This is a genomic window from Streptomyces sp. NPDC057137 (assembly GCF_042670825.1).
Taxonomy (GTDB): domain Bacteria; phylum Actinomycetota; class Actinomycetes; order Streptomycetales; family Streptomycetaceae; genus Streptomyces.
The window spans coordinates 117,267-130,594 of sequence record NZ_JBHUUW010000020.1; the positions used below are offsets into that span (position 1 = coordinate 117,267).

Sequence of the window (13,328 nt, forward strand, 5' to 3'; positions counted from 1 at the left end):
CAGTTCCCCACCCGGCACGAACAACTGCTTTGCGCCACACGCTAGTCCGGTTGTCCCAGGACGCCTCGTGATCTCAAGCCCCCCTCCAGCGCTCCTCGAAGCGGGCCCCGGGCGTCAGTCCCCGTCGGGTCGTCGGGCCGCCTCGTCCAGCAGGCGTACGAGGTGTCCCACCGCGTCCTCGGTACCGATGCCGGCCGTCAGCACGACCAGTGGCGGACGGCCGCCGTCCGCCGCGAGCAGACGGGCCGTCTCGTACGCGCCCGCTCCCCCGCCGGAGAACGCGCCGAGAACCAGCCGTTTCCCGCCCTCCGCCATGGTCCGCAACGCCCCGCACCAGGCGCGGGCCCCCTCGGGCGAGGGCCGCAGCAGGATCAGCGTCTCGGGCCCCGCGTACAGCCGGGCGAGTCGGGAGTACCAGGTCCGGGGGACCCCCTGGGAGGGCACCAGACAGATCACCCCGCCCGTCCCCGGCCGCAGGGTGACGAAGGCGGGCCAGGTGGCCGCGGTGACCGGCAGCTGGTCCAGGAAGTCGGCGATGGACGTCGACTCGTCGGACTCATAAGGGAGTTCACGCAGCAGACCGGCGCAGTGGGCCAGCAGACCGGTGGCGTCCGTCAGCCGGCCGCGGTCGTGGTTGACCGAGAGCACCAGACCGCCGGCCTCGTCGTGGTGCGAGAGGAGCGTGACCGGGAAGGCGGTCGCGGCGCCGGTCACCTCGGGGAACTCCATGCGGATGCCGTGCGCGGCGAAGGACAGCTCCAGCTTCTCCAGGGGGTCGGAGCCGTTCTCGAAGACCAGGAGGCTGTCGTCGCTCCGCCCGGCTCCGGCGGACCCGCCCGGTGCGGTGCCCGCCCAGTCGTGGATCTGACCGGCCGAGACCCATTCGTACGAGGACAGGTCGATGGCCCGGTCACGCAGCGCGGCCAGCAGGTCGGGCACGGTGGCGCCGGGGTCGACCTCGACGGAGACGGGCAGCGGGTTGCGCAGGGCGCCGGGCAGCCGCTCCGCCCCCTCCAGCGGGATGCCCCGCCCGGAGACCGTGACGCTGAACCGCACGGGGACCGGGCCGTCCGCCCCGGCGGCCCGGTACAGCAGCAGCGCCCAGGCCGCCTGGAGGGCGCCGCTCTCCGTGGCGCCCCACCGCGCGGCCCACTCCTTCAGACGGGCCGCCTCGGCGGAGGCCAGCCGCACCCTGGCCCGCTCGGTGCCCGTCCCTTCCGCGAGGGGCGAGGCCGTGGCGTACGCCGCCAACGAGGACGCGGCCGGGGTCCGGGGCGCGACCCGCAGCCAGAAGTCCCGCGCGGGGGCGAGGTCCTGGCCCTCGATCCACCGCGCGTGGTCGCGTACGTCGGGGCGCCGGTCGCCGCCCGGCAGCGCCCCGTCCGCCAGATAGGCGCGGCCGAACTCCTCCAGGAGCAGCCGGACGCTCCAGGTGTCGAGCAGCGCCTGGTGATAGGTGAGCAGCACCCGCGTGCTCGGCGCGGGGGCGCCGAGGTCGTGCGGACCGTCGCCGCGCGGATCGCTTTCCTGCGCGCCGCCTCCCCGCGCACTGTCTCCGTCCGGACCGCTTCCCCGCGCACCGCCTCCGAGCGGACCGTCGAGCAGGGTGATCCGCAGCGGCCCCGGTGACCGCGGGTCGAGCCCGCGCCGCCGGTCGCCCGCGAAGACGTCGGCGGGGTGCGCGCCCGTACGGTCGACCCGCACCACCTCGGGCGTGACCCGGTCGTGCAGGGTGATCGTGGGGTCGGGCCCGTGGTCGAAGGCGGTCCGCAGTACGGCCTCCCGGTCGAAGACGGACTGCCAGGCCGCCGTGAACCGGGTGACGTCGAGGGCTCCGTGCCACACCCAGGTGAGCTGCTCGATCTGCCGCCCGGAGCCGGGATGGGCGTCCGCGTCGGCCAGGAGTTCACGCTGGAGCGGGCTCGCCGCGACGGTGGCCGGCGCGGCGGGCGCGGCTCCGGCGTCCCCCGCCAACTCCGCCAGGACGGCCTTCAGTTCGGCGAGGAGGCGGGCGGCGGACTCTTCGGTGACGCCGTCGCGGGCGGCGGGCAGCAGGCCGAGCCCGACGCACAGCCGGCCGCCGCGCTCCCGCGCGTCGATGTCGAGCGCGTACGACCTGGCGGCCGGGGCGCCCCGGAGGTCCGCGTCCGTGTCCGCGTCCGGGGTGAACCGCACCAGGACCGGTACGAGTTCGCGCAGGGCGAGCCGGAGCGCCGGGTCGGGCGCGTACTCGCGGCACGCCCCGAACGCGCCGCCGCCCACGTCGGCGAGGTGCCCCGCGACCCTGCCGATGAAGCCCCGCGCGCTCTCACCGTCCGCGCCATTCCCGCCGCCCGCGCCGTCGAGCAGCACGGGCTCGGTCGCGACGAGCGGTCCGACCGTCCGGGCGAGGGCGGGGTTGCGCCGACGCCCGTCGGTGCGCACGTCGAAGGAGGCGCTCGCGGTACCGCGCCACCGGATGAGCGCCAAGCCCACTGCTCCGGTGAGCAGTTGGGCCGGGCTGAGTCCGTACCGCCGGGGCAGGGGGCCGGTCAGCCGCCCGGTGACCGACCGGCTCAGGGTGAAGCCGGGGTGGCGCTGCGGGGTTCCCGCCGGGAGCGGTGCGCGGGGGCGGAACGCGGAAGCGGCGGCGCGGCCCTCGGCGACGACGCGCCAGCGCTCGGTCTCGCGGGGGGCGGCGGCCAGCGCGGGCAGTGCGGCGACCCAGTCGGTGTACCGCACGCCCTCGGCCGCGGGTTCCTCCCCCGGCCCGGCCAGCGCCGCCCGGAGGTCGGCCAGGAGGACGTCCATCGAGGTCCGGTCGGCGACGAGTTCATGGGCCACCACCACGAGACGGCGTCGCCCGCGCAGCAGTACGGCGCGCAGCGTGCGCCCGGTGGCGGGGTCCAGGTGTCGGCTCGCCTCCGCGACGGCCCCCCGCTCGCGGGCGCGTCCGACACCGTCGGCGGTCGTGCACTCGGCCTCGTAGCCGAGCGGCGCGGCGTGGATGCCGCCCGCCTCCGTGTCGATCCGGGCGCCGAGCAGCGGGTGCGCTCTGGCCAGGGCCCGCAGGGCGCTGTCCACGGTCGCCGGATCGAGCGGTTCGGCGGTGTCCAGCGCCCGCCAGGGATGGAGGCCGGGTTCGGCGTCGCGGCGCCGTACCAGGTCGAGTTGGGCCGGGCCGAGCGGTACGGCCGGCGTGTCACTGGCGGTGAGCAGATCCGCGACGAGACCGGCCGGAAAGGCGTCAGGGCCGTGGTGCGCGTCCTTCTCGTCTTCGCGACCGTGGTGCGCGTCGTCGGGCGCGGTGCCGGCCGTCCGCGGTTCGACGTGCAGCAGATGGTGGCCGGGGCCCAGCCGCTGGATCCGGTGGCGCCAGGTCCGGTTGCCGGGGGTGCGCGCGGCGGCCTGGTCCAGCGCCGCCGCGACGCGGCCCGCGGTGAGCGGGCCCCGTACCTCCAGGACGGGCGGGACGCGGTACGGCGGCTGCCCGGGGTCGACGACCACGGTCATCGGTCCGTCGGCGTGCCGGTCGGCGCCGGTGCGGTGGTCGGTCATCGACATGCCTGGCCCCTCTCGCGCGGCGCCCCGTACTGCATGACGGGTGCCACGACGGCCTCTCCGGTTCGGCACCGCCGCGCTACGGCGCACCGCGCGCGTAAGCCGCCCGGCCGCGCGCGGACCGGGTGCCGGGTCATGGATGCGGACCGGCCGGGTTCCTCCTCCACGGGGGCCTCCTCGCCCTGTCGTCCGCGACCTGCTGAGCACGGTATCGGGGTGCGCTCCGTACGTACGTTTCCTCAAGCGGTCCTGGAGCACTCCCCCAACAGCTCTCGGCCATGGTGCTCCGTGACGGCCGGTGAGCGGAGGTCACCGCGCCGGAGAGCGCCCTGTCCGGGGCGGCGTCGTGGTGGGCCACGCTCAACAGATAGCGGTCCAGGACCCGATGGGTGCTGAAGCCCCACGCGCCGCGCGCCGCCGGGGTGCCGTCGGGGGCGAGCAGTTCCGTGCCGTCGGTGTCGAGACCGAACCCGCCGAAGTCGAGCAGCAGTCCTCGGCCGAGCGCCTTGCTGTACGCCTCCTTGAGGGTCCACAGCCTCAACAGCTCGCCTTCCCGGGCGCGTTCGGGCAGTCGGCGCAGGGCGCGCAGTTCGGCGGGGGCGCAGATGTGACCACTCATCAACTCGACGTCCACTCCGCGTGCGGCGGGTTCGGTGTCGATCCCGATGCGTCCGGTGCGGCTGACGGCGACTCCGACGAGGTCCCCGCTGTGGGTGAGGCTGATGTCGAACCCGTCGAGCCCGCGCACATAGGGCCGCCCGCCGATCTTGTACGCGAGGTCCAGCTCGGCCGGGACGGTGTCCAGGGCGGCGGCGGCCACGTACTTGATGACGAGCCGGGAGACGGCGAAGCGGTGGCGGACGGTGGGGTCGGCGGTGCCGCGGTACCGGGGCCAGTCACGCCCCAGCAGGGGACGGAGCGCCGGGTGGGTGAGGGCGGCCGGGAGCCATTCGCCCCAGGTGGTGTGCACGACGGCGGTGCCCGTGGCCGCCATGGCGGCGCGCACCGGCTGCCGGGTTCCGCCGGGCCCGCGCACGTGGACGGGCGGCGAGAGGTGAGTGACGACGCCCATGGCTGTCCTTCGAGTCGGCCGGTCACGGTACGGACGCTCCGCGCACCCGTACCGTCCGACTCTCTCCGGGATCGCTCGGGGTCCGCTGGAGACCCGCTGGGGAATCGCCGGTGGTCCGCGGTCGCCGCCAGGGGCGGACGCGTCGGACCGGAGGCCGCGTGGCAGGTGGGCGGGGTGTCCCGCTCCGTACGGCAGCGGGGATGGGGCGGTTCTCCAGCGGCCGTCGACCGGTCTTCGGGCCAACCTCGGGGAGGCCCGGCCCCGTTGGCACCGGTCCGGTCTGGCGTGGCCGGCGGCGAGCGGGCATCCTGGGGCGCGGCCGGAGGTGCGGGAAGCCGGTGGGGTTCGCACGATCCACCGGGCAGCTGATCTCAGGGCAGGTGTTCAGGACGCGTGATCTCAGAACATGTGGTCTACAGGGCCGATGTTCCCAGCGCATGTGATCCCAGCGCACGTGATCCCAGAGCACGTGCTCTCAGGACTCAGGACATGTGGATCGTCCGGACGGCTCTTTCGGCGTGGTCGCGGGCCGGTTCAAGGACGGCCAGGGCCTCGCGGCCCAGCTCCTCGCGCAGGTGGCGGCGCGCCTCGGCCAGGCCGGCACCGCTGCCGAGGATCTGTTCGACGGCCTCGTCGCGGACGACGACGGCCTGCCGGCACACGACGGAGACCCCGCGCGTGTCCGGCACGAGCTGCCAGTCGCAGGTGCGCGCGGCCACCAGCGCCGATGTGTCGGTCTCCTTGTGGACGATGCGGCCCGCGTGCGGGAAGCACACGCGCATCGCCTCCGTGGTCCGGAGCGTGCCGTCGGCGCCCCGGGTGTCCGTCGTCAGTCGCTGGACGCCGGGCGCGTCCTCGGTGAGTTCCACGCGCGCCACGTGCGGCACCACCCCGGGCCACTCCCCCACCCGGTACAGGAAGTCGTAGACCAGTTCGGCGGGCCCCTTGACCCGGATCTCGTCCTCGAACGCGAGCACCAGCCCGTCCAGTTCCGTCCACCGCTCCGCCGACGACCGCAGCCGCTCCAGCGCCGCCCGGATACCGGAGTCGACGGCCCGCACGGTTTCCGCGCCGTCGCCGGGCGCCGCCCCGGTCACCGTGAACGCGTGCCGCAGCACCAGCCGGCACGCCGCCGGGCCGCGCTCCTCGACCTGCCACACCCCGTCGATCGCGCGGACGGGCCCGGACTGACCCTCGTACCGGAAGTCGACCCGGCGTCGCGCCGCGTCCAGGAAGCGGCGTGCCGTCCAGCATCGCGACGTGCCGGGTGCGGTGGCCCACATCCTCAGCCGTTCCTCGTTCCCGTCGAAGTCCAGCACCTCGACGTGGACGCCGCACGGGAGGAACAGCGGCCATCTCTCCGCGTCCGCGATCAGACCGTGGACGACCCCGGCCGGGGCGCCGATCTCCCACTTGTGCGAGGTTCGGTGCACACGCTCACCCGACGCCATGTCAGACCTCTCCTCACGTTCGTTGCGCGCGGGGAGAGTCGCCGCCCGGGCGTCTCGTGGGCGTCCCGGGGCGGCTGTGGCGGTGGGCCGGGTGCCGCAGCGCGGACCCGCCGACCGGGTTGGTCACCATGGTGCGGCTCTCCTGCGGCTCTTCGGTAGAAGCACCGTGGGCCCTGCCGCTGGAGAAGCGTTCGAGAACGGCTCGACAGACCGCCGTGGGCGACGACTTCGGGCCACGCGCGAGGGAGGGAGGGAGGGCGGGCGGGCCGCCGTGCGAGCGGGGCGGGGACGCGCGAAGGTCCTGGCGCGTCCCACCGAACTCCCGTCCTAGAACGGGGTGTTGCGCTGGGTGCCCGGGGCCTGGTGCGGCCCTGCCGGGGCCCGCGGAATCGGCAGTCGCTGAGGGGCCGACCTGGCCCACGGAAAGCCGTGGCGCAGTTCGAGGACCGTTTCGTCGTCGTCCGACACGACGGCGACGGCGGCCAACACCCCCGGCACCGGCTCCAGTTCGACGAACCGCCACCGCCGGGACAGGTCGTCGTCAGGTGGCCGGAAACCCAGGACGCCCCGGTCATCGCCGAGCCGGAAGGCGAAGGCGTCGAAGGCCATCCCGAGCCCGAAGCCGCGCGCCTTGGAGTACGCCTCCTTCAGCGTCCACAGCCGCAGTACCCGTACGTCCCTGGCCCGGCCCGGTCCCACCTGGTCGACCCACTCCCGTTCCTCGGGCGCGAACGTCTTCACGATGATGTCGAACCCCTGGTCGCCCCGGTCGAGCCGTTCGACGTCCACACCGATCCGGTTGCGGCGCACCACGCCCAACAGGTTCTGGCCACCCGCGTGGGACAGGTTGAAGTCCAGTTCGCGCCCGCCGCGCGGCAGTCCGCCCGCGGGTTTCTGAAGGAAGGGCCGGCCGCGTGAGGAACGCCAGATGACCGCTTCGCTCTCCGGTATGCCGCTCTCCAGGGCCAGTACACGGCGCAGCAGGACGTGCGAGACGACGTACTGGCGGCGATCGCGCTCGAAGAGGAACTGCGCGGCGCTCTCCCGCTCGTGCTCGTCCAGCCACTGCGCGGCGAGCGTGGCCGCGATGCCCGGCGCGAGGTCGTCGTTCGGGCAGAACCACAGCTTCACCGCCTCGGGCCCGGTCTCCGGGGCGGGTCTCATCCGGCCTGCTCCCCCGGCTCCGCACCGCTCAGCCACAGGGACCGGCGCAGGAACACCGGCGCCGGCAACGGCGTCACGAGGGACGGGTCGCCGCTCGGCGCCTCCAGCGCCGCCCAGTCGACCGTGACCCCGGAGAGCCAGAGACGGGTCACCTGTTCGACGCGTCCGCTCCGCCACAGCGCGGCCAGGTAGTCGGCGGTCTCGGGCAGGGCGCTCAGACCGAGCGGGTCGCCGCCGCCGCCCTCGCGCGGGTCGACGGCCTCCTCCCCGTGCAGGAACGCGCGGAGTGCGGCGCGGAGTTGGGGTACGTCGCGTACGAAGAGGGCCATGCGGCAGGGGTGCGCGGAGCGGCCCGTGCGCAGCCCGCGGGCCAGCGCGGGCAGGTCGACGGCGGGGCCGGGCTCGTCCAGCCGGCCGAGCAGCCGACGCGCGGTGGCGGCGAGGTGCCGGGGGGTGGGCGCGGAGAGCAGTACGGCCTCGTCGTGTTCCGTGTCCGCCTCGGCGGGGGCGCGGCGCGGGGAGCCGACCACGTCCGGTTCCCGGGGCGCGTACTCCTCCAGGACGACGTCGGCCCGCAGCCCGCCGGGGTCGCCGCCGGGCTCCGGCAGCAGTTCGACGACGGCGCGGCGCGGCCCCTGCCAGGGGCTCGCGTCGGCCCCGTCCCGTACGGGCGCCAGCACCCCGTGCCGCAGTTGCAGGACGGCCGAGGTCAGCGCGGCGATCCCGGTGGCCGCACCGGCGTCCCCGATGCGGCGCACGGTCGCGGCCCGGGTCTCGCGCAGACCCACGGACGCCGGTTCCCGGCCGGTGGCCGGGGAACGGGGAGCGGATGCTCCCGCCGAGGTCGTACGGAGGACCGCGTACACCCGGTCGCCGTCGGCCACCGCGTCCCGCAGCGGCCTGAGCACGACCGCGCCCACTCCCTCGCCCGCGCCGGAGCGCGCCCGTGAGGGATGCAGCAGCAGTTCGACGCCGCCGGCCACGGCCATGGCGCACTCGCCGCCGCGCAGCGCCCGTACGGCGAGGTGGACGGCGACGAGTCCGGAGGACCAGCCGGCGTCGACGGCGTGCGCGGGCCCGGTCAGACCGAGCAGGCCGGACAACCGGCGCGCCATGCCCCAGTGGCCGCCACGGGGGGTCTCGCGGTGTCCACGTGCCCATGCCTCGGCTCCGAGCAGGGCGTAGTCGGCTGAGCCCGCGCCCACGAACACCCCGACGGCGCGCGGCTGTCCGGGACCGCCGGTCAGGGCGTCGAGCCGGGCGCCGGTACCGCCGGCGTCCTCCAGCGCCTCGCAGGCGGTCTCCAGGAACAGCCGTTCCTGAGGGTCCATCAGGCGGGCTTCGTCCTCGCCGAGTCCGAAGAACTCGGGGTCGAACTGGTCGACGCCGTCGAGGAAATAGCCTCGTTCCCCGCCGCTCGTCAGCGGGGCGCCGGGGCGGGCCGGCGGCACATCCGTCGCCGTGTCGCGCCCTTCCCGCAGGTTCTGCCAGAAGGCCGCGAGGTCGGTCGCCTGCGGGTAGCGGCCCGCCAGGCCGACGACGGCGATCCCGTCCGGGGCCAGGCCCGGCGCGTGCCGAGTGGTTCCGTCCGGCGCCAGGCCCGGCGCGTCCCCGGCGGTTCGGTGCGGGGCCGTCGGAGCCGGCGGGTCCCCGGCGGTCCCGGGCAGCGGTGCGGCCGGGTCCCCCGGCACCACCTGGGGGGACCGGCTCTCCGGCGGCGGGGGGCCGCCGTCTTCCCAGGTCTCCCAGGACTCTCCAGTCGTCCCCTGTTCGTCGGCCTCATCGGCTTCGTCGGCCACGAGCGAGCCGAGCAGTTGTGAGGCGCTTCGCCGGTCCAGGGACCCTTCCTTGTACCGGACAAGTATCTCCCGTGCGTCCATGACCCCGTGCTCGCCTCAGGCCCGTCGTGACAGCAGGACGAGAGCCTGCTCGATGGTGAGCAGGTCGCCGCGTACGGCGTCGAGCACCATGTCCACGCCCGACGACGCGGCCGGCCGGGTCGTGAGCGCGGTGAGGTGCGCCGCGAGGGCGGCCAGGCTCGGGTGGGTGCCGAGTGCGGCGGCCCGTTCCGTCGTCCCGTAGAACCGGTTGACGGTCTCCACGAACTCCGAGCCGAGGATGGAGTCGACACCGAGGACGGGGAACGGCGCGTGTACGTCGAGATCCCAGGGGTCGCAGCGCAGCAGCCGGGCGAGTTCCTCCCGGAGGACGACGAGCACCTCCCGGTCAACGGCGGACGGCGGCGGTGCGAGCGGCGGGACGGAAACGGTGGCGCGAGCGCGGGCGGGCGCGGCGGCGGAGACGGTGGCCCCGTACGGGAAGCCCTCCGGCCCGGGCACCCCGCCGAGTGGCTGTCCGGCGGGCACCGGCCGTCCCGACCGCAGCTCACCCACGTACCGGGCGAACGAGGCCGGCGTGGCATGGGCGGAGAGGGCGTCCGCCTTGACCGGGATCCCGCACCGGGCGTTGACGCCCGCCACGAACTCCACCGCGAGCAGCGAGTCGAGACCCAGGAAGCGGAAGGACTGCCGGGCGTCGATGTTCTCCGGCGCGACCTTGATCACCCCGGAGAGGACCGCCACCACGTCGGCCAGTGGGCCGGCCGGCGTCGGGGCGGAGGTCAGGAGGGCGGCGGAGGGCTGGTGATCACTGGGCATGGAAGGGCTCCAAGTCGCTCGTCCGGGTCCGCCGGAGGAGCCACGTCGTCAGTGTGCTGTCGGTGTCCGCGATCACCACGGCCCCGAGGGGAGCGCCGGGCGGCTCGTGACTCGCCGGGCCCTCAGCCCACCCGGACCGCTCGCTCACCACCGCGGGCGGGCACCGCGGCGTCCTGCCCGGCCTCGGGACCGGCCATCAGGAGGGAGAGTTGCAGTCGCCGCAGTCCCGCGGACGGCTCCAGGCCCAGCTCACGGATGAGGGAGCGGCGCAGCCGCTGGTAGGTCTCCAGAGCCTCGGTGCGCCGGCCGGAGCGGTGCAGCGCCAGCATGAACTGGCCGTGCAGCGTCTCGTGCATCGGATAGCGGCTCACCAGGACCGACAGCTCTCCCAGCAGCTCCCGGTGCCGGCCCAGCCGCAGGTCGGCGTCGATGCGCTGGTCGAGCGCGCAGAGCCGGGTCTCCTCAAGGCGCTTCTCCTCCGGCGACAGCTGCGTTCCCGTCTGTACGTCGGCGAGCGCGGCCCCGGTCCACAGGGAGAGCGCCTCGCGCAACTGCCTGGCCGCGCCCTGGAAGTCACCGGCGTCCATGGCCCGGTAGCCCAGACCGGCGAGCCGTTCGAACTCGCGCACGTCGTGGCCGCCGCCGGAGCTGTGCAGCAGATAGCCGCCGGGGGTGGTGACGAGTACGTCCTTGGCGGTACGCGGCGCCGCGCCCTCGGGGTCCCGCACCAGGGCGGCGCCGATCAGCTCCCTCAGTTGCAGCACGTACGTCTGGAGTGTGGCGCGCGCGCTGCGCGGCGGCGCCGTTCCCCAGAGTTCCTCGGTCAGCGTCGGGACGGTGACGACCTGATCGGCTCGGAGAGCCAGCAGGGCGAGCACCTGGCGCGGCTTGGGCGCCGTCGGCGTGATCGAGACTCCGTTTTCCCGGACAGTCAGGCCGCCCAGTACAGAGATGTCCATGGCGTCTCCCCCTATGCACTTGAGTGATCGACCGCCGACCCCTGGCCGCCCGATCTCGGGTACCCCACGAGTAAAAAACAGCGCGGACGGTTTGTCAATCACAAACCGTCCGCGCTGTTTAATCCCTCTCCTGACCACCACTTTCACCCGCCCTCAGCCCGCTCCCCCGCCATCCGCCGCCCAACCAAAGCGACATAGCGGACTGCTCCGCACACTCCAGACGTTCAATCCAACGGCAAAACAGCGCGGGCGGTCCTGAAACTTCCACAAGCAGCGCCCCGCGCTGAGTCGGGTCCGGCCAGGCCCGATCAGGTCCGGCCACGTCAGATCAGCGCGCGACCGCCACCAGCCGGGGCAGCATCAGCTCCCAGAAACGGGCCACCCGCTCCTCCGAGAGCCACTCCGGGTCTCTGGCACCAAGTACCTCGAAGCCCACGGTGGCCGCCACGATGGCCGGCGCGACCCGCGCGGACGACACCCCCTCGGCGAGCAGACCCTCCCGCTCGGCCCGGTCGAGCGTCCCCTCGACCCAGACCTGCCACTGCCACCGCAGGGCGGCGCCGGTGTTCCGCGTCGGGCCGCCGCACAACTCGAACCCGGCCCGCACGACGATGTCGCTCGCGAGCCTGCTCATCAGCGCGTGCGTCGCCGCCACCAGCGCGTCCAGGGCGTCACCCGCGGCCTCCGCCTCGCCGGTCATCCGGGCCACGACGTCCGCCGCCTGGCGTTCCACCGCGTCCGCCAGGACCTTCTTGTTGTCGAAGTGGAAGTGGAGCGCGCCCCGGCTGACGCCCGCGCGACGGCTGATGGTGGCCAGCGAAGCGAGCGCGAACCCCTCCTCGGTGAACACCTCGGCAGCCGCGCGAATCAGCGCCTGCCGAGTACGTGCCGCTCGCTCCTGCTTGACCATCATGCGTCTCCTGGCTGCGGGTTGTCGGCGTGACGTCGCTCGCGACCGCCACGCCCGCTGTTTCGTTGCCTACTGGCGTGGGCCGCCGTGCTCGCGGGACGGCGGGACGGCGTGGATCGTGCGGAGCGGATCAGCACCTCGCGGCCTGGACCGGGACCTCGCCATGTCAGCCCCCTCCCGGATCAGGTCCGGGGAAGACCCCACCCCGGACCCACCAGGAGATTAACAAACCGCGCACGCTGTTTCCAGGTGAAGGACAGCCGACGCCGACGGACGGGGATGGTGCGGCCCTCGGAACCCCGCACACGCCATGGGGCCACGGGCGCCGCCGACGGCAACGCGCACCGGACGCCGACCCGTGCGCGGCGATCCCCGCACCGGCCGGCCGGGGGAGGAAGGAATCACTCCACTTCCTCCTCCCACTCAGGCACCTTCGACACTGGTAATTAAACCGGCTGGTATGTATCTTCTTGCCGAGAGTTAGTGAGGACCACAACATTCGGGCTCAGCAGGCTCTGGGGGAACCATGTCTTCGAGCACCTTCCGTATCGATCGCGCACTCCACAGCGCGGAGCGCGCCGTCCACGCCACCACCGGACCGACAGGAACCGGACCGGCCCTGACGACCACCGTCCCGAAGGAATTCGTCCACAGGGCCGGCGTCGCCGAGGTGTTCCTCACCGACTGGAGGCGCGCGGGCGACCACCAGTTCGGCGTGGCCGCCCAGTGGCCTCGCGGGCACGGCTTCTTCAGCAACGTCGACGGCCATCACGACCCGCTCATCGCCGCCGAGACGATCCGCCAGGTCGGGGCCCTGCTCGCCCACGCCGAGTACGGCGTCCCCCTCGACCACCACTTCCTGATGTGGGACCTCTCCATAGCCGTGCGACCGGATCACCTTCTGGTCGACCACGCACCCGCCTCCCTCGACATCGAGGTGGTCTGCGCGGACGTGAAATGGCGCCGGGACACCCTGGCGGGGCTCCACTACGACACGGTGATCCGCCGCGACGGCCACATCGCCGCGACCGGCAGCGCGACGTTCTCCTGCGCCTCCCCCAAGACGTACGGCCGACTGAGAGCCGACCGGCTGGAGGAACGCGGCCCGCTGCTTCCCCTCACCGCCCCCACGGCCCCGCAGAACGTCGGCCGTGTCTCACCGATGGATGTCGTCCTCTCCCCCGCCGGAGGGCCGGACCGCTGGCATCTGCGGGTGGACACCCGCCACCCCGTGCTGTTCGAGCACCCCGTCGACCACGTGCCGGGCATGATGCTGCTCGAAGCCGCCCGGCAGGCCACCGTCGCGAACCTGGGGTACGCCGCCCCGCCCCTGGAGGTCACCGGGGAGTTCATGCGCTACGCCGAGCTGGACACGCCCTGCCTGATCGAGTCGAGCCGCCTCCCCGGATCGGGCGCGGACGGCGAGGAGTCCGTGCTCGTGACCGGTCACCAGGACGGCGAGCCGGTGTTCCGGTCCACCGTGACCATGGCGGCGCCCACCGGGTGAGCCGGTCCGCCGCCCACGCGGCACGAGGCCGAGGGGCTCCGTGAACGGCCTCCCGGGACGTCCGGCGG

Annotated in this window: 9 protein-coding genes; 1 reads left to right on the forward strand and 8 read right to left on the reverse strand. The window is 74.2% G+C overall.

Going from position 1 to position 13,328, the window contains the following annotated elements; translation table 11 throughout:
• Window positions 1-114: 114 nt before the first annotated feature.
• The 8 genes from ACFT9I_RS18485 to ACFT9I_RS18520 all read right to left on the reverse strand — a co-directional run bounded on the left by ACFT9I_RS18485 (window position 115) and on the right by ACFT9I_RS18520 (window position 11,756).
• Window positions 115-3,543: a condensation domain-containing protein gene (locus ACFT9I_RS18485; protein WP_382565441.1), complete on the reverse strand. Its 3,429-nt coding sequence runs from the start codon at window positions 3,541-3,543 to the stop codon at window positions 115-117.
• A gap of 130 nt (window positions 3,544-3,673) precedes the next feature.
• Window positions 3,674-4,612, reverse strand: coding sequence for a 4'-phosphopantetheinyl transferase family protein (locus tag ACFT9I_RS18490; protein ID WP_382565443.1), 939 nt, complete (start codon window positions 4,610-4,612; stop codon window positions 3,674-3,676).
• Between the two features lie 482 nt (window positions 4,613-5,094).
• Window positions 5,095-6,063 carry an SRPBCC family protein gene (locus tag ACFT9I_RS18495; protein WP_382565445.1) on the reverse strand — a complete coding sequence of 323 codons (969 nt, stop codon included), beginning with the start codon at window positions 6,061-6,063 and terminating at the stop codon, window positions 5,095-5,097.
• A 327-nt stretch (window positions 6,064-6,390) separates the two neighbouring features.
• Window positions 6,391-7,227 carry a 4'-phosphopantetheinyl transferase family protein gene (locus tag ACFT9I_RS18500; RefSeq protein WP_382565447.1) on the reverse strand — a complete coding sequence of 279 codons (837 nt, stop codon included), beginning with the start codon at window positions 7,225-7,227 and terminating at the stop codon, window positions 6,391-6,393.
• On the reverse strand, window positions 7,224-9,107 hold the full coding sequence (locus tag ACFT9I_RS18505; protein ID WP_382565449.1) for a polyketide synthase: 1,884 nt from the start codon (window positions 9,105-9,107) through the stop codon (window positions 7,224-7,226). Before ACFT9I_RS18505 ends, ACFT9I_RS18500 begins: the two co-directional genes overlap by 4 nt.
• Before the next feature lie 15 nt (window positions 9,108-9,122).
• Window positions 9,123-9,884, reverse strand: a complete 762-nt coding sequence (locus tag ACFT9I_RS18510) for a phosphopantetheine-binding protein (protein WP_382565451.1) — start codon at window positions 9,882-9,884, stop codon at window positions 9,123-9,125.
• 122 nt (window positions 9,885-10,006) lie between these two features.
• Window positions 10,007-10,843 (reverse strand): BTAD domain-containing putative transcriptional regulator, encoded by an 837-nt coding sequence (locus tag ACFT9I_RS18515; RefSeq protein WP_382565453.1) that lies wholly within the window; start codon window positions 10,841-10,843, stop codon window positions 10,007-10,009.
• A gap of 328 nt (window positions 10,844-11,171) precedes the next feature.
• On the reverse strand, window positions 11,172-11,756 hold the full coding sequence (locus tag ACFT9I_RS18520; RefSeq protein WP_382565455.1) for a ScbR family autoregulator-binding transcription factor: 585 nt from the start codon (window positions 11,754-11,756) through the stop codon (window positions 11,172-11,174).
• A 523-nt stretch (window positions 11,757-12,279) separates the two neighbouring features.
• Between ACFT9I_RS18520 and ACFT9I_RS18525 the strand changes: the two genes are divergently transcribed.
• Entirely contained in the window at window positions 12,280-13,260 is a 981-nt protein-coding gene (locus ACFT9I_RS18525) for a ScbA/BarX family gamma-butyrolactone biosynthesis protein (protein WP_382565457.1), read from the forward strand.
• Window positions 13,261-13,328 lie beyond the last annotated feature (68 nt).